Origin of the sequence: Bifidobacterium phasiani, assembly GCF_019331775.1 — a bacterium.
In the GTDB taxonomy this organism is placed as follows: Bacteria; Actinomycetota; Actinomycetes; order Actinomycetales; family Bifidobacteriaceae; genus Bifidobacterium; species Bifidobacterium phasiani.
Window position 1 is genome coordinate 1 of record NZ_JAHBBD010000011.1, and the last position, 15,386, is coordinate 15,386.

The window sequence follows — 15,386 nt, forward strand, 5'->3', positions numbered from 1 at the left end:
GCCTCAACGCCTCTCGCCGAAACCCGTCATCATAACGCTTCCTCCGATCCTCCCGCATACGCAAGAACCGCACCTCCGATCATCGAATCTGAATTTCTCCAGTCCAACAATCGGGGTGCGGTTCAGTTAGCGACGACCCTTGCGGTGTTTCCGGGCTTAGTCGTCGACGCCCATGCGGCGTTCGAGCGAGTCCTTGGCATGGTCGAGCTGGTCGTCCACCGCGTCGAGCCGGTCCTCCAACGACCACATGGTGCCACGGTCGATCGTGTGGGCGCGATGCGCGTTCTCGACCTGGTCGTCCAGCCGGTCGACCTCGTCGTCCAGCGCTTCCAGCGGTCTGGTCGCGTCGAAGTACGCCTGCGGGCGATCGGCCGCGTTGGCCGGCACCGCCACGGCGTCCGCGGTGGCGACGGCCTCGGCGACCCGGGTCTCCAGGTCGGCGATCGCCGTATCGAAGCCCGACGCGTCGGTCGGGACGGTGGCGGGGTCGGTGCCGGTATCCGAGCCGGTGCCGGTGTCCGAGCCGGTGCCGGTGTCCGACGGGGAACCGCCCGCATCGGCGGAGCCGGAAGACGAGCCGTTGATGTCGGTCTTCAGCTCGTCGAGCTCCTGCTGCATGGTGTCGAGGCGGTCGAGGATCTCATTCGTGGCTGCGTTGCCGTTGGCGCAGCCGCCGAACGATAGGGCGGCTGCCAGGCACGACGCAGCGGCTATGCTACGCAGTGTCTTGTTCATGAATCCAGTGTATGGGCGATCAGGCGGCTTGGACAACGAATAGGACGGCCTGTCCGGATACGAGCGGCGTATCGCAAGGCCGGTCCGAACATGCGGTCCTGGATTCCGGTCTAACCGGATACGCGCGGGCGCGTCGCCGCCAAAGCGCGGAAGTGGGCGATAGCGAAGACGTGACCAGCGGTGCCATCAATCCGACCGGTGCATCGCAGCCAAAGCGCGGTGGTGGGCGGTCGGGCGGCGAACGCATCCGCCGCTGCGCCTTGGCGTATCGGTGCCAGGCATGGCACGGGCGGAATCTGCGAGGATGCGGGTTCGCCGTTCCGTGGAGCCGTCTACAGGTTGGTGATCTGCGCGCCGAACGGCCACAGCGCGAGCTTGGCCATCTTGAACGACTGCAGGCCGAACGGGATGCCGATGACCGTGATGCAGTTGAGCACGCCGGCGACGACGTAGCCGAGCGCCATCCACCAGCCGACCAGAATCACCCAGACGACGTTGACCAGCATGGAGCCGATGCCGCCGCCATAGGTCACGGTCTTGCCGAACGGCGTGAGCGTGAGCGTCGCCATCTTGAAGCACTGCGCGCCGAGCGGGATGCCGATGACCGTGATGCACAGCACCAGCCCGACCAGCGCCCAGCCGATCGCGATGGCCAGGCCGCCGAGGATGATCCATAGGATGTTGCCCAGTAGTCTCATGGTTTCAGACTACGGCAGGGCTACCTTCATCGCCATCGGGGAATGCCCTGACCCCCGCCCTAGGGAGCCGGGGGGATTGGATTTCACGGTCGTCACCGGATTCGCGACATGGGCTCTGCCCTAGGGAGCCGGGGGATTGGGGCGGATAGGTCCGATTGGTCGGATTGGGATGGATCGGGCTGGACCGAGTGGATTGGGCTGGATCGAATCGGCCAATTAAGCCGAATCGGGCTGAAACGGGCTGAATCGGGCTGAAACGAGCTGGATCGAGCTGGATTGGATTGGCTGGATTAAGCTGAATCGGTCTGGCTCGGCCGGATCGAGCTGGATTGGCCCGGATGAACCCGGGTCAATCGGATTATGCTGAATCTGCCCGGATGAGCCCGTATCGGATAATCCGGCCTCCCATCCTCCATCTGTCTGTCTATCTATCCATCCATCTATCCCTTATCTATCCATCTATCATCCCGTCCCATCATCCTCGCCCGTTATCCCTCCCAATTTATCCCTGCGCACAATGTGCAATTGTTTACGCTGAGGCGGCCGAAACGGCTCCTCAGCGTAAACAATTGCACATTGTGCGCAGGGTGGGAGCGAGGCGGGAAATGGGGATGAGGATGAGGGATGGGATGGGGACCTAGGCGAGGGCGATCAGCATGGCCAGATACGCCGCGGTCACCGCCACCAGCATCGCATCGCGGCCCCGCACGCGCATCTCGCGCCAGTGGGTGCGATGCGCGCCCTCCTCGTAACATCGCGCGTCGAGCGCCAGCGCGAGGTTGTCGGCATGCCGCAGTGTCCCCGCGAACACCGGCACCACGATGGCCGTCAGCGCGCGGATCCGCCTGGCCGGCGACCCGGTCTCGACGTCGCCGCCGCGTGCGGCCTGCGCGTCGATGATCGCATGGGCCTCGCGAGACAGCGTGGGCAGGAACCGCATCGCCAGGCTGAGCACCAGGGCGATCTCCTGCGTATGCACGCCCAGACGCCTGAGCGGGGAGAGCAGCGAGCCGACCGCGTCGGTCAGCGCGGTGGGCGTGGTCGTGGCCAGCAGCACCGCACCGAGCAGGATGACCAGCGCGAAGCGCAGCATATAGAGCGCCGCCGTCGCCAGCCCTCCCGTCGTGATCGCGATCGGCCCGAGTTCGGCCAGCGTCGCGCCGCCGCGCGCGAAGAAGACGTTGAGCGCCCCCATGACGACCAGCATGCCCAGAATCAGCCTGACCGACGCCAGCAGCCGCAGCGGGTCGATCCGCCCGGCGGCGACGACGCCCACGGTCAGCAGCGTCGCCAGCCCGAGCTGCCAGGCGTTGGAGATCGCGAAGGCGGTGAACATCAGGGCCAGGAACGTCACCATCGTGACGCGCGGATCGAGCGACGACAGCGGGCTGCGCCGGCGGGCGCCGTCCGCGGCACCGCGGGAACCGTCCGCCGACCCGCCGGCATCACGGGAGCCGGACACGGATTCGCCGGCACGAGGGGAGTGGGCAGCCACCGCGTCATCGTCCGATGGATCGCCGACCGCAGCGTCGGGGGAACCGTCCGCCGACCCGCCGGCATCGAACGGCTCGGGCGCGGAATCGTCGGCGTCGAGCGGTTCGGTTGCCGACACGCCGTTTCCGTACGGCGCATCGCCCGGAGCTCCGACGGCGATCACGCGGTCGGCCAGGGCCTCGGCCTCCGCCGGCGCATGCGTGATGATCAGCACGGTGACGCCGCGGCGGCGCAGCGCGCGGATCAGCTCATGGATGCGCGCGGTGGCCGCCGCGTCGAGGCTGGCGGTGGGCTCGTCCAGCACCAGCACGTCCGGGTGGCAGGCGATCACGCCGGCGATCGCGGCGAGCCGCTGCTGTCCGCCCGACAGCGCGAACGGCGAGCGGTCGGCGATGTGCTCGATGCGCAGCAGACGCAGCGCCTCATCGACCCGCGCGCGCACCTCCCCGGCCGGCAGTCCCTGGTTCGTGGGGCCGTAGGCGACGTCCTGCGCCACGGTGTCGGCGAACAGCTGCCGCTCGGGATGCTGCATCACGTAGCCGATATGACGGCGCAGCTCGCGGCGTTCGCGCCGCCTTCCGCCCGTCGGGACGCCGCAGATCGCGATCGACCCGGCATCGGGCCGCTCCAGCGCGCACAGCAGGCGGGCCAGCGTCGACTTGCCGGCGCCGTTGCGCCCCATGATCGCGACGGTCTCGCCCCGCCGGACCGTGAACGAGACGTCGTCGAGCACCGGGGCCGCCGCGCCGGGATACGAGAACGACACGTGGTCGACCGCGACGGCCGGCCCCGGCCGCTCCTGCGCCGTCCGTCCGTCCGGCGAGTCCGAGCCGGACTCCGATGCCGCCGGTGCCGTGACCGCCGGTCCGGCGTCGGACAACGCCTTGACGGCGGCCGCATCCGCGCGCATCGGTTCCGTCGGGCCGCCCGATGTCGCCGGTGCCGCGGACACCGGCAGCCTCTCCGCGCCCTGGTCGGTCGTGCCCGCTGCATCCGCCGATGTCGATGACGCCGCCGGTTTCGCATGCGTCATCGGTGCCGTCGATGCGGTCGGGGCTGGCGGATCCATCGGTGCCGCCGATCGGGTCGGCACCTCGGGCTTCTCCGGCGTCGTCGATCTTGCCGGATCCGCCGATTCCGCCGAGTCCGTGGACCGCGTCGATTCCGCCGGTTCCGCCGGTCCCGAGGCATCCGGCGCCGCGCCGGCCTTGCCGCGCGCCGCAGGCTTCGGGCGCGCCGACCCGGCCGCGTCTTCCACGGCCATGATCCGTCCGTCGGCCATATGGATGACGCGGTCGGCGTGCGCGGTCTCGTCGTCGTGGTGGGTGATCAGCACGATCGCGACGCCGCGTGACTGCAGCGCATCCAGGATGCGCATGACCTCGCCGCGGGCCGCGGCGTCGAGCATCGCGGTCGGCTCGTCGAGCACGATCATCGACGGCGCCATGGCCAGCGTGCCGGCGATGGCGACGCGCTGCTGCTGCCCGCCGCTCATCACGGTGGGATCGGCGTCGCGGAACCCCGCCATGCCGACCGCGTGCAGCGCCCCGGCGATGCGCCGGCCGATGCCGTCGCGCGCGATGCCGAGGTTCTCCGGACCGAACGCGACGTCGTCCTCGACCACGGTCGTGACGATCTGGTCTTCCGGATTCTGGAACACCGCGCCGATGCCGCGCCGCGCGCGACGGTAGGCATCGGGATCGGCGCCCGAGCGCTCGTCGAACACATGCTCGCCGAGCAGCGTCACCGATCCGCGGTCCGGGGCCGCAAGACCCGCGAGAATGCGGGCCAGCGTCGATTTGCCCGAACCGTTGGCCCCGACGACGCATACGCGCTCACCCTCGGCGACGCGCAGATCGACGCCGTCCAGCGCCCACGAGGCGCCGCCGTCGTAGCTGAAGCGCACATGGGCGAGCGCGGCGACGCTTATGCGGGGACCCGGCAGACTCATCGGTGCAGCAGGTTCGAGATCGGCTTGTAGATCAGGAACGTGACCACGCCGTGGATGACGAATTTCACCAGGTTGAACGGCAGCAGGGCCGGCACGATGAGCGCGGCGACCTCCTGCACGCTCATGGCGGCGTAGATCGGCGTAATCAGCAGGTTGCCGACGATCGCCACCGCCAGCGCCACGACCGCGCCCACGACGATGCCGATCAGCGCGCCCTTGCGCGTGCGCATCCGGCGGTAGACCAGCGCGGCGGGCACGCTCATCGCCAGCGCGACGCCCACGGCCATCAGCGTGCCCCACGGGTCGGCGAACAGATGCGGCACGAAGCCGAGCATGCTGACGATGACCGCGGCGGCGGGGCCGTAGGCGAAGCCGGCCACCAGGCTGACGATGCCGGACGGATCGTACTTGAGCCACGGCACGCCGGGGATCAGCGGGAACTCGATGAAGCTCACCGCCATCGACAGGGCGACGAACAGCGCGTAGACGGCGATGCGCCGGGTCGACCAGCGGCCCGAATCGGCCACGCCCGTGGCATGGGACGACGACGTCGAGTGGTTGTTGGCATGCGAAGACACGCTCATGCGAGCACCTCGTTTCTTCCATCCGGACTGTAACCGTTGGCCCCGGATTCGCACCGGATCAGCCGCCGTGGGCGGGTCGCGGGCTTCGGTGGCCGCCGTTATGAATCCCGGCTCCGCCGTCACCGCCAGTAAGGAATCGCACCTTCCCTGAAACTTGCGTCTCCCATTCGTAGCGCAACGTGCGGACGGACGCGCCGGCGCATCCCCCGTCGGTGGCGAGGGCAGGTGCAACAATGGAGCCTATGACTGCGAACAAGAAGACCTCCGCGAAGCGCGGACAGGCGCGGCACGCCGCCAAGGCCGCCAAGGCGGCGCCCGCGCGCCCCGGCATCGACAAGCTGGCCATCGTCATCGTCACCTACAGGCGTCAGGAGCTGCTGGCCACGCTGTTCGACTCGATCCTGCACCTGACGCAGGCGCCGTGGCGCATCGTCGTCGTCGACAACGAGCACAGCGACGAGACCCGCGGCATGGTCGAGGGGTTCGAGGCGAACGTCACGCGGCAGTGGGGGACGACCGTCGCCGACCGCTTGGGCAACGAGAGCCGCGTCGTCTACGCGCCGCAGTCCGACAACCTCGGCGGCGCGGGCGGCTTCTCCGCAGGCGTCAAGGTGGCCTACGACCTCGGCGCGGCGTGGTTCTGGGTCATGGACGACGATGTCGCGGTCATCCCGGACGCGATCGACAAGCTCGCCAAGTGGACCGGACGCCACGAGGTCATCCAGGGCAGCCGCTACGACTACGACGGCGGCCCGTTCTACTGGCAGTACCACTTCATCGTGCCGCTGGGCATCCCGAACCCGATCGCCCCGGCCGCGTTCGGCTCGGCCGGCTACCGCGTGATGAACACGCTGTGCTTCGAGGGCGGGCTGTTCAGCCGCCGCATCGTCGAGCGGATCGGCCTGCCCGACCCGAGGTTCTTCATCTACTGGGACGACACGATGTACGGCTACCTCGCCAGCAAGGTGACGAACCCGATCGTGGTGCCCGACGTGATCCTGCGCCGCACGCGCGAGATCGGCAACTGGGACATCGGCGGCCTGCGCCAGCTCAACTCGACCTCGGACATGAACCGGTACCACATCATGCGCAACCGCGGGTACATGGCGCGCTACTTCATGGTCCACGGCGACTACCGGCCGCTGCCGTTCGCGCTGGGCACGCTGGCGACCGCCGCCAAGGAGGTCATCCGCCTGGTGGCCGTGGACCGCGGGCACGTGCGCACCGGCCTGGTGCAGATCGCCAAGGGCTGGTGGGATTCGCGCAGGCTGCTGCACGACCCCGACTGGGCGCCGATGCCGCCGTTGAAGTGAGAAGCCGGTGAGGAACCGCCGGAATCGCGATTCCGGCGGCATCACGGCCCTGCGATATGCGGCCGGGCGCCCGTGGCGCCACCGGTGGCTACCGATGGATGAACAGGCCGCCGTCGCCCCACGCCCAGGTGCCCGAACCGGCGCCGATCTGGAAGTGCAGCTTGGCGATGCCCAGGTCGTTCGGCCCGCAGCCCGTCTCGACCTGCGGGTCGAGACGCGCCGCCGCGGTGTCGTCGTCGGCGTTGTAGGAGAACAGCACCGGCTGGCGGTTCAGCGCGCTCGGCGCCTTCATCGCGGCCTCGACGCCGGCCCTGAACCATGCGGGCGCCGCCTGGCGCGCCGCGTCGTCCATGTCGCGGGTGAACTGCTCGTACGTCTTGCCGTCGCGGTGCGTGCGCTGGATCTCGACGAGCTGCTCGTACGGGGCGGCCATGCGCGACAGATGGTTCTCCGGGTGGCCGATCACCACGCCCAGGTACAGCTCGTCGCCGTGGGGCACACGGCAGTGCCGCGCGGCCTCGGCCGCGTCCCAGCTGCCGCCGACCCAGCAGGTGCCCAGGCCGCGCAGCGTCGCGGCGAGCACGACGCGCTCGGCGTAGAACCCGGCGCGCTCCCGGGCCTCGTCGTCCTGCTTCGGACCGACGATCGCCAGGTAGTTGGCCGCGTTCTTCAGATGCCCGGAGGCGTTCGCCCCGGCGAACACGGCCGGCTGGTCGCGCACCAGCTGGATGCGGATGCCGGCGAGCGTGTTGACCGCGTCGATGGTCATGTCCAGCTGGCGGGCCGTGTCGTCGTCGATCGGATCGGGGTCGTAGGCGCGTACGGCGGTGCGGATGTTGATTGCGTCGATGAGTTGGGTGTGTTCTGCCATACTCCGATTATCGCGCAGCATCCTGGTATCGGGGCGCCGACCGGCCGCGCCGGGGGCGCTCGGCGCGACTGATCATGCATACGTTCGCACCGAATATGCGTGTTCGGGCGCGCATCGGGGGCATTCCGCGATACAATGCCGAATACCGGTTCAAAAACCAACAACCTTATTGAGAGAGGTCAAAGATGATTGAAACAGCACAGGCTTTTGGCGTTGATATCGGCGGCTCGGGCATCAAGGCCGCGCCTGTCAATCTTGAAAAGGGCGAATTCGCTGAACCGCGTCTGAAGATTCTTACCCCCGAGGTCTCCACCCCGCAGGCCGTCGCCGACATCGTCCGCCAGGAGCTCGAGCACTTCGAGGTGCCCGAGACCGTCCCGGTCGGCATCGCGTTCCCGGCGCCGATCAAGCCGGGCAAGGCGCTGGACTTCATGGCCAACCTCGACCAGTCCTGGATCGGCGTCGACGTGACCGCCGTGTTCTCCGAGGCGTGCGGCCGCCCGGTCGTCGTCGTGAACGACGCCGACGCCGCCGGCCTGGCCGAGCAGCAGTACGGCGCCGCGCAGGGCCAGAACGGCCTGGTCATCGCCACCACGCTGGGCACCGGCATCGGCACCGCGCTGATCTACAACGGCGTGCTCATCCCCAACAGCGAGCTCGGCCACATCGAACTGCCCAAGGGCAAGGGCGACGCGGAGAAGTACGCGGCCTCCTCGGTGCGCGAGCGCGAGGAGCTGGGCTACAAGAAGTGGGCGAAGCGCCTGACCAAGTACTACGGTCTGATGGAGAAGTACTTCAACCCGGATCTGTTCGTCGTCGGCGGCGGCGTGAGCCGTCACAGCGACAAGTTCCTGCCGTTCATCGACATCAAGACGCCGATCGTCCCCGCCAAGCTGCGCAACGAGGCCGGCATCGTGGGCGCCGCCTACTACGCCAGCACCAAGCAGTGAGCGACCGACGTCATAGCGCGTAGGCGCGGGGCGTGCCGACCGATGGCATGGTCGCCGCCGAACGTCTCACGGTCATCGCGTGTATGCGCGGGACGTGCCCGCCATAGGGGCCGTGCATCCCGATAGCCGGGGTGCACGGTCTCCGCGCATCCGGCGGCCCGTGCATATGTCCGCGCGCAGGGCGTCGGTATGATGGGAGCGTGCGTTTTTCATCCCGCGTCGACATCAGCGAACCCAATCCGATCGCGCAGGCCGAGGCCCGCGCCCGCGAGCTGGGCGTGGCCCTCGGCAGGCTCAACGACTCCAATCCCACGCGCCATGGACTTGCCCCGGCGCAGGTGCCGGGCGTATACGCCGCCGATCCGCGCGGGCCGCGGGCCGCGCGCGAGGCGCTGGCCGCGTTCCTGACGGCGCGCGGGCGCGGGCGGTGCGTCCCCTCGGCCGATGAATCCCACGCGGCCCCGGCCGGAGAGGGGGCAATCGCTTCGGATACGGCGGTCGCATCGACGACGGCCGCATCCGAAGCAGTCGCATCCGATATCGTCGTATCCGAGGCGGCCGCATCCGGAGCGGCCGCACCCGAAGCGGTCATGTACGAAGCGGCCACGTCCGGAGCTGCCGCATCCGATATCGCCGTGTCCGAAGCGGCTCCGGCGGCCGCGGGATCCCGGCCGACGCCGAAGCCCGTCGACCCGGCGGACCTGTATCTGCTCAGCTCCACATCGCAGGCGTATTCGTGGCTGATGAAGCTGCTGTGCGACCCGGGCGATGCGGTGCTCGCGCCGAAGCCCGGCTATCCGCTCATCGAATCGATCGCGCGGCTGGAATGCGTGGACACGATCGAATACCGGCTGCGCTACGACGGCTCCTGGTACATCGACACCGCCGAACTGCGCGAACTGCTCGACGGCCCGGACGGCGGGCGCATCCGCGCGCTGGTGCTCATCAACCCGAACAATCCCAGCGGTTCGTACGTCAAGCCCTCCGAACGCGAGCGAATCGTGGCGATGTGCCGCGACCACGGCGTCGCGCTGATCGCCGACGAGGTGTTCTACGACTATGCCCTCGAGCCGTTCGACGGCAACGCGCGACTGGCAGGCGAGCCGGGCGTGCTCACCTTCGCGCTGGACGGCTTCTCGAAGATGCTCGCCGCCCCGCACGCCAAGGTCGGATGGATCCAGGTGTCCGGCCCGGACGGCGACGTGGCCGAGGCGATGCGCCGGCTGGACGTCATCGCCGACGACTATCTGCCGATGGGCGACATCATCGCCGACCGCATCCCCGAGCTCCTGGAGGCCGCCCCGGCGCAGACCGCGCGGGTGCGCGACCGCGTGCGCGGCAACCTCGCGCTCCTGCGACGCATCCTCGACGCCGACCCCGCCGGTCTGGTCACGGTGCTGCGCGCCGAGGGCGGATGGAACGTGCTGCTGCGCGTGCCGTCGGTCGTCGACGAGAACGCGCTGACGCTGCGGCTGATCGACGCCTACCGGTTCACCGGCCAGCCCGGCTATTTCTTCGACATGCCGACGAGCGGGTATCTGGCGGTGTCGCTGCTGCCCGAGCCGGAGGAGTTCGAACGCGGCGTGCGCGCCGTGCTCGCCGCCGTCGACGACATGCTGGAGGCGTGACGCCGCATCCCGCGCCATGCGCCGCCCGGTTGCGCGCAGTAGCTTGCCGTATATTGCGCCCGGTCGGCGTCCGGTAGGCACATTATCGCTTCGGTAGGCGCCTCGGCGGCGGTCGGCCCGCGGCGGAACGGCGGAATGGCGCCATCGTGGTCTTCCGCATACCGCGATAACGGTGCCTACCGAAGCCCGAAAGTGCCTACTGAAGGACGTCGGCGGGGTCTCGTTCCCCGATGCCGTCCCCGTATCCGCATATGGGCGTGCCGTTCGCCGTTCAGTCGCCCTTGGCGGCCTGGCACTTGCGCCGGATCAGCTCGGCGTAGAACGTCACGGCGTCGGCCGGCGACCCGTCGAACACGACGCGGTGGTCGTCCAGCACGATCGTGCGGTCGATCGCATATTCGGGCCGCACGATCATGTCGGTGTCGTGCGTGGCGAACACCACCTGCTTGTTGTAGCTGAACAGCGCCTGGGCGACGTGCGCGGTGCCGATCTCGTCGAGCCCCTTGGTCGGCTCGTCGGCCACGATCGCGGCGGGGGACAGGCTCAGCGCCGCGACCACGGCCAGCAGGTGCCGCTTCTCGGAATCCAGCGCCGACGCCGGCTGCCGGGAGACCCCGGACAGCCCGAAATGCGCGAACAGGTTGCCGATGATCGCCTGGCGCTCCGATTCGGGCACGCGGCGTTTCCTCATCGGCGCCTCGACGGCGGCGGCGATCGTCTCCGCCTGGTAGAAGCCGTTGGGGATCTCCTCGCGGCGCACGCGGCCGATGATCTGTTCGACGCGCTTGAGCTGGCGCCTGTCCGACGGATCCAGCGTCTCGTCGCCGCCCGAGACGGTCACGGTGCCGGCGGTCGCGGCGAGCGCGCCGTCCAGCAGCTTGAGCAGCGTGGTCTTGCCCGAGCCGTTCAGCCCGATGACGGCGACGCGGCGTTCGGCGATCGTCAGCGACGTCGGCTCGAGCCCGACGTCGCCGTCGTCGTAGACATGGCCGGCCCCGGCGAGCGTGAAGGTCAGCGCGGACGGCGCGGGGGCGGCCGTCTTGCGGCCCAGCAACGAATCAAACAAACCCATAGGCGTCATTGTAACGAGCGTAGGTTGCCGGTATGTGCAGATGCCGGCCTAGGCGAAGTAGAACCCCTCGAAGTCGTACCGGTAGACGCGGTAGATGTAGCTCGTGTTCAGCGCCATGCGGTACTGCGCCACCAGCGTGCCGTCCCCGTCGTAGACGCCGAACAGGCCCTGCATGCCCGAATCGATGAGGATCCGCCCGTCGTCCAGCTGCTGCGCGGAGCTGACCAGCGGGGAGTACGGCACGTCGAAGGAGGCGACCTCGGTGTAGGTGCCCGCGTTCTCGTCGACCAGGTAGCGGCGGAACTGCGAGGCCGCGCCCTCGGTATGGACGTTGTACTTCGTGCAGACGCCGTCGATGACGGTCCAGTCGAAGTCGGGCCGGGTCTGCGCCGAGCCATAGTTGTTGTCGAACATGTACAGGTAGTACCGGCCGTCGGGCAGCGAGTCGTCGGGCGCGTACGTGACCGAATGCTGGCCGCCGGTGTCGGGGAAGTCGCCATCCTTGTCCAGGAACGTGGCCTGGTACTCGGTGCCGTCCCACACGCTCGGCTCGCCGATCATCCACTCCAGGCTCGGCGTGCCCTCGAGGTCGTCGACCTTGATGATGGTGGAGGTCTCGCGGGCCGAGAAGATCGCCGAGCCGTCGGGCAGCATCTGGATCGTGTTGAGGTGGATCCAGTCCCAGCGCCCGGTGGCGGTCAGGTCGGATTCGTCGATGCCCGCATGGTCGGTGGACATCTTGTAGTCGGGGAACATCTCGCCCAGGTCGAGCAGCCGCGTGACCTCGCCGGTGTCGGTGTCGAGCTTGATGACCTGGTCCTGCACGCAGGAGTCCTCGCGGTCGAGCTCGGTCGCCAGCAGCACGAGGTTCTGGTCGGCGTCGAAGGCGTAGTCGTGGTGCAGGATGAACCGGTCGCCCAGGTCGAGGATCTTCTCGAGCCTGCCCAGCCGGTTCATGCCCACCATCGTCTCGGTGGACGCGGAGAACCACATCAGCCCGTCGTCGTCGAACAGCAGGCGGTGGCTGCGGTAGAACAGGATCGGGATCTCGCCGCGCAGCACGCCCTCGGCGTCGTAGTAGAACATGAAGTCCTGGTCGTCGCTGTCGTTGCCGAGGATCGCGTACAGGCCGCCGCCCAGGTCGGTGCCGTCGGACGCGGTGACGGGCCGGTCGAGCCGGACCTCCTCGGTGCCCAGCAGCGAGGGGCCGTCATGTTCGACGACGCGCTCCTCGAGCGTGCCGTCCCTGCCGGTGACGGTGAGCGTGATCGTGTTGGCCTGGTCGGGGATCAGTCCCAGGACGAGGAACTCGTGCGCGGTGGCGTAGCCGTCGGCGTCGGCGGCATCGCCCTGGCAGGCGTCGGCCCGGAAGTCCGGATAGCCCTCGGAGGCGACCGTGTAGCTGACGGCGGCCGGTTCGTCCGTGGTGAAGTACACGTACAGCGAGGTCGTGTTCGTGCCGTACGGGTTCTCCTTGACGAAGATGTCGTCGAGACCGTGGTCCCCGGCGTCGCGCTCGGCGGCGAGCCGCTCGTCCATCATCGCCTGGTAGTCGGCCGTGTAGACGTTCTCGATCTGCGCGTTCACCTGCTCGACGCGGGTGGACCTGATCGTCGCGGCGACGTCGGGGCGCATCGCCGCGCAGCAGGCCGCCACGACGAGTACGGAGACGACGGCCGCGCCCCAGCGCAGCAGACGCAGCCTGGCGGTGGCGGGGGTGGGGTTCGGGGTCATGGCGCACGCTCCAATCCGCGGGGTCCGGCACCGCGCGGATGCGGCGGTGACGCTGGTTCGCGTAGCACCATAGCACCGGATGCTGGGGATTTCCCGGGGTGTTTCGTCCGCCGGTCACAGGAACCAGGCGGCGACGGTGTGGTACAGCGCCGCGTTCCCGCTCAGCAGCGCGTCGTCGCGCCCCGGCACGAAGAAGCCGAGCACCGTGACGGCGAGGGCGAAGCCGAGCAGCGCGAGCGCCAGCGCGCGCCGGCACCAGATCAGCGCGGCGTGGCGCTTCGGCGCCAGCCCGGTCACCCGGGCGACCGCGGCGGCCGCCAGGACGGCCCAGGCATGGGCGCGTGCGGCGCCGGTCCGGGGGACGCGCGACCAGTCGCCGACGAACATGAGCAGCGCCGGCAGCGCGGCCAGGGCGATCAGCCATCCGAAGTCGATCATGTAGCGCCAGCCCAGGCCGCCGGCCCATGCGTCGAAGGCGACCAGCGCCAGCGCCAGCGCCAACCCGGCCATCAGCGTCGGCCAGCAGCCGCAGGCGCGCATCCGCCGGCGCAGGAACGGCAGCGCCAGCGCGGCCAGCGCCGGCGGGCAGAGCATGAAGAACCCGCCGATCATCTCCTCGGCGTACGCCCAGTCGTGCAGCGGCGTGGGCGACAGCCCCAGGAAAGGGAACTCGGCGGTGAATCGCAGCGGCAGGAACAGGTAGTAGCCGATGAGCTGCAGGAACGTCGGCCACGAGGGGGCGAACGCCGTCATGTCGGTCACCGTGAACTGGTAGCGGTTGCCGAAGTCGAACGGCGAGCCGAAGCGCGCCGCGTTGTACGCCATCAGCGGCAGCACGATCGCCACGGCCGGCAGGATTACCGCCAACGGCATGCGCAGCGCCTCGCGCACGCCGACGGACCGCCGGGCCACGCCCCGGCACAGCGCCGCGATCTGTGTCCGGAACAGCGGGACCGCCAGCAGCGCGACCAGGCAGAACGCCGGGCGGCACCCGAAGTTCGCGGCGATGCACAGCGCGCCCCCGGCCAGATGTCCGAGCTTGAGCGGCGCGGCGTGCGCGGGCGCGGGCCGCCGCCGCGGCATCGAGGCGCCGAGCCACAGCCACAGCCCCAGCGAGGTCAGCAGCAGCGACGCGGCGCAGGGCACGGAGTAGAAGTTGGTGCGGAACCACAGGTACGGGGCGTTCGACGCCAGCAGCGCGAAGACGACGGCCATCGAGGTCGCCGCCAGCGAGGCGCGCGGGGCCATCCGGCGCACCAGCCGGATGACCAGCAGGCTCATGGACACCAGGAACCCGAACATCAGCAGGTACTCGGCGGCGGCGGACGGCAGCATCCTGCCGGTGAGCAGCTGGTAGGGCACGAACAGCACGACCGCCGGCAGCACGCCGAAGTACGAGTACCAGTGGCCGTCGTGGTACGCGTAGTCCCAGTACAGCGTCACCCCGTCGGCCAGCAGGCGGTTGCGCACGTCGACGTCGTACGGGTCCGCGGCCTGCGCCAGCGCCTCGTCGACCGGCAGGTCCACCCAGACGCGGCCGTGGATCAGCGCGTCGGCGATCCGCCCGTACTGCTCGAAGTCGTAGGTGTAGGCGCCGTCCTTGTGGAACGTCAGCGGACCGCCCGCCGTCGTGGCCTGCCAGACCGCGACGGCGATGGTGGCCACGGCGAACGGCGCCAGCAGCGCCGCGAACGCCAGCCGTTGCCTGCGGCTGGAGGTGTCCAGCGTGATGCGCCACAGACGCGATCCCGGCCGCCACAGCGCCACCAGCGCCACGACGGCCAGCATGACGGCCACGCGGACCGGGTCGATGCGAAAGGGCACCCGCACGTTCGCGCGCACCGCCGCGAACGGGACCACCGACCCGGCCGGCTCCTCGATCCACAGGCGCACGTCCGAGCCGCGCGCCACCCGCAGGTACAGCGAACGCGGCGCGTCCACGCACACCGACGTCGAGCGTCCGGCCTCGCCGTCGCCGTCGGCGCGCACCAGCACGGTGCGCAGCACCGACGCGTCGCCGCCCGGATCCGCGGCCTCCCGCTCGGCCCGCTCGATCGCCTCGGGCGGCGCCGGGTCGATCCGCGCGTACGAGGACGTGCCGTCCGCCGGCACGTCGAGATACGCCTGCGTCGGGTCGACGACCACGAGCATGCCGTCCTCGCGTCGCTCGAGGCCCGGACCCAGCGAGTTCGAGCGGGAGGCGGTGTCGGTGCTGGCGGCGAGCGTGGTCCAGAACGGCAGGTTGAACGCCACGCATTCAAGGAGCACGACGACGAGCGCCACGGCCGCGGCGGCGGCCACGCGGCGGCGGCGATGGCGTGCGGAAGAGGTCATCCCATTATTCTATAGGCTTCAT

11 protein-coding genes and 1 riboswitch are annotated in these 15,386 nt (G+C 69.5%); of the genes, 3 read left to right on the forward strand and 8 right to left on the reverse strand.

Translation table 11 applies throughout. From position 1 onward, the window contains the following. Positions 1–156: 156 nt before the first annotated feature. The 4 genes from KIH73_RS05810 to KIH73_RS05830 all read right to left on the reverse strand — a co-directional run bounded on the left by KIH73_RS05810 (position 157) and on the right by KIH73_RS05830 (position 5,462). Positions 157–735 (reverse strand): hypothetical protein, encoded by a 579-nt coding sequence (locus KIH73_RS05810; protein WP_219081496.1) that lies wholly within the window; start codon positions 733–735, stop codon positions 157–159. Between the two features lie 332 nt (positions 736–1,067). Next, positions 1,068–1,433 (reverse strand): YccF domain-containing protein, encoded by a 366-nt coding sequence (locus tag KIH73_RS05815; RefSeq protein WP_219081498.1) that lies wholly within the window; start codon positions 1,431–1,433, stop codon positions 1,068–1,070. A 637-nt stretch (positions 1,434–2,070) separates the two neighbouring features. Further along, positions 2,071–4,878 carry an energy-coupling factor transporter ATPase gene (locus KIH73_RS05820; protein WP_236022613.1) on the reverse strand — a complete coding sequence of 936 codons (2,808 nt, stop codon included), beginning with the start codon at positions 4,876–4,878 and terminating at the stop codon, positions 2,071–2,073. Continuing rightward, positions 4,875–5,462, reverse strand: coding sequence for an ECF transporter S component (locus KIH73_RS05830; protein WP_219081500.1), 588 nt, complete (start codon positions 5,460–5,462; stop codon positions 4,875–4,877). Before KIH73_RS05830 ends, KIH73_RS05820 begins: the two co-directional genes overlap by 4 nt. Positions 5,463–5,468: 6 nt before the next feature. Then, positions 5,469–5,621: riboswitch (FMN riboswitch) on the reverse strand. Positions 5,622–5,704: 83 nt separating this feature from the next. Between KIH73_RS05830 and KIH73_RS05835 the strand changes: the two genes are divergently transcribed. Then, on the forward strand, positions 5,705–6,775 hold the full coding sequence (locus KIH73_RS05835; RefSeq protein WP_219081502.1) for a glycosyltransferase family 2 protein: 1,071 nt from the start codon (positions 5,705–5,707) through the stop codon (positions 6,773–6,775). Positions 6,776–6,863: 88 nt separating this feature from the next. Here the strand turns inward: KIH73_RS05835 and KIH73_RS05840 are convergent, their stop codons facing one another. After that, positions 6,864–7,646: a nitroreductase family protein gene (locus KIH73_RS05840; RefSeq protein ID WP_219081504.1), complete on the reverse strand. Its 783-nt coding sequence runs from the start codon at positions 7,644–7,646 to the stop codon at positions 6,864–6,866. 185 nt (positions 7,647–7,831) lie between these two features. Here KIH73_RS05840 and ppgK point away from each other — a divergent pair, with 185 nt between their 5' ends. Continuing rightward, a complete protein-coding gene (ppgK, locus tag KIH73_RS05845) occupies positions 7,832–8,596 on the forward strand; it encodes a polyphosphate--glucose phosphotransferase (RefSeq protein ID WP_219081506.1) in 765 nt (254 codons plus the stop codon). A gap of 278 nt (positions 8,597–8,874) precedes the next feature. After that, on the forward strand, positions 8,875–10,224 hold the full coding sequence (locus KIH73_RS05855) for a pyridoxal phosphate-dependent aminotransferase (protein WP_420830221.1): 1,350 nt from the start codon (positions 8,875–8,877) through the stop codon (positions 10,222–10,224). 271 nt (positions 10,225–10,495) lie between these two features. On the opposite strand, the gene KIH73_RS05860 is transcribed toward KIH73_RS05855, so the two are convergent. The 3 genes from KIH73_RS05860 to KIH73_RS05870 all read right to left on the reverse strand — a co-directional run bounded on the left by KIH73_RS05860 (position 10,496) and on the right by KIH73_RS05870 (position 15,364). Beyond that, on the reverse strand, positions 10,496–11,296 hold the full coding sequence (locus KIH73_RS05860) for an ATP-binding cassette domain-containing protein (protein ID WP_219081508.1): 801 nt from the start codon (positions 11,294–11,296) through the stop codon (positions 10,496–10,498). A gap of 48 nt (positions 11,297–11,344) precedes the next feature. Beyond that, complete coding sequence (locus tag KIH73_RS05865; protein WP_219081510.1) at positions 11,345–13,030, reverse strand: aryl-sulfate sulfotransferase; 1,686 nt, start codon at positions 13,028–13,030, stop codon at positions 11,345–11,347. Positions 13,031–13,144: 114 nt separating this feature from the next. After that, positions 13,145–15,364 carry a hypothetical protein gene (locus KIH73_RS05870; RefSeq protein ID WP_219081512.1) on the reverse strand — a complete coding sequence of 740 codons (2,220 nt, stop codon included), beginning with the start codon at positions 15,362–15,364 and terminating at the stop codon, positions 13,145–13,147. Positions 15,365–15,386: the final 22 nt, after the last annotated feature.

Excerpts from the sequence above, each read along its gene's own strand:
- KIH73_RS05810 (WP_219081496.1), bottom strand. The coding sequence starts at position 735 with ATGAACAAGACACTGCGTAGCATAGCCGCTGCGTCGTGCCTGGCAGCC.
- ppgK (WP_219081506.1), top strand. The coding sequence starts at position 7,832 with ATGATTGAAACAGCACAGGCTTTTGGCGTTGATATCGGCGGCTCGGGC.
- KIH73_RS05820 (WP_236022613.1), bottom strand. The coding sequence starts at position 4,878 with ATGAGTCTGCCGGGTCCCCGCATAAGCGTCGCCGCGCTCGCCCATGTG.
- KIH73_RS05815 (WP_219081498.1), bottom strand. The coding sequence starts at position 1,433 with ATGAGACTACTGGGCAACATCCTATGGATCATCCTCGGCGGCCTGGCC.
- KIH73_RS05835 (WP_219081502.1), top strand. The coding sequence starts at position 5,705 with ATGACTGCGAACAAGAAGACCTCCGCGAAGCGCGGACAGGCGCGGCAC.
- KIH73_RS05870 (WP_219081512.1), bottom strand. The coding sequence starts at position 15,364 with ATGACCTCTTCCGCACGCCATCGCCGCCGCCGCGTGGCCGCCGCCGCG.
- KIH73_RS05860 (WP_219081508.1), bottom strand. The coding sequence starts at position 11,296 with ATGGGTTTGTTTGATTCGTTGCTGGGCCGCAAGACGGCCGCCCCCGCG.
- KIH73_RS05840 (WP_219081504.1), bottom strand. The coding sequence starts at position 7,646 with ATGGCAGAACACACCCAACTCATCGACGCAATCAACATCCGCACCGCC.
- KIH73_RS05865 (WP_219081510.1), bottom strand. The coding sequence starts at position 13,030 with ATGACCCCGAACCCCACCCCCGCCACCGCCAGGCTGCGTCTGCTGCGC.
- KIH73_RS05830 (WP_219081500.1), bottom strand. The coding sequence starts at position 5,462 with ATGAGCGTGTCTTCGCATGCCAACAACCACTCGACGTCGTCGTCCCAT.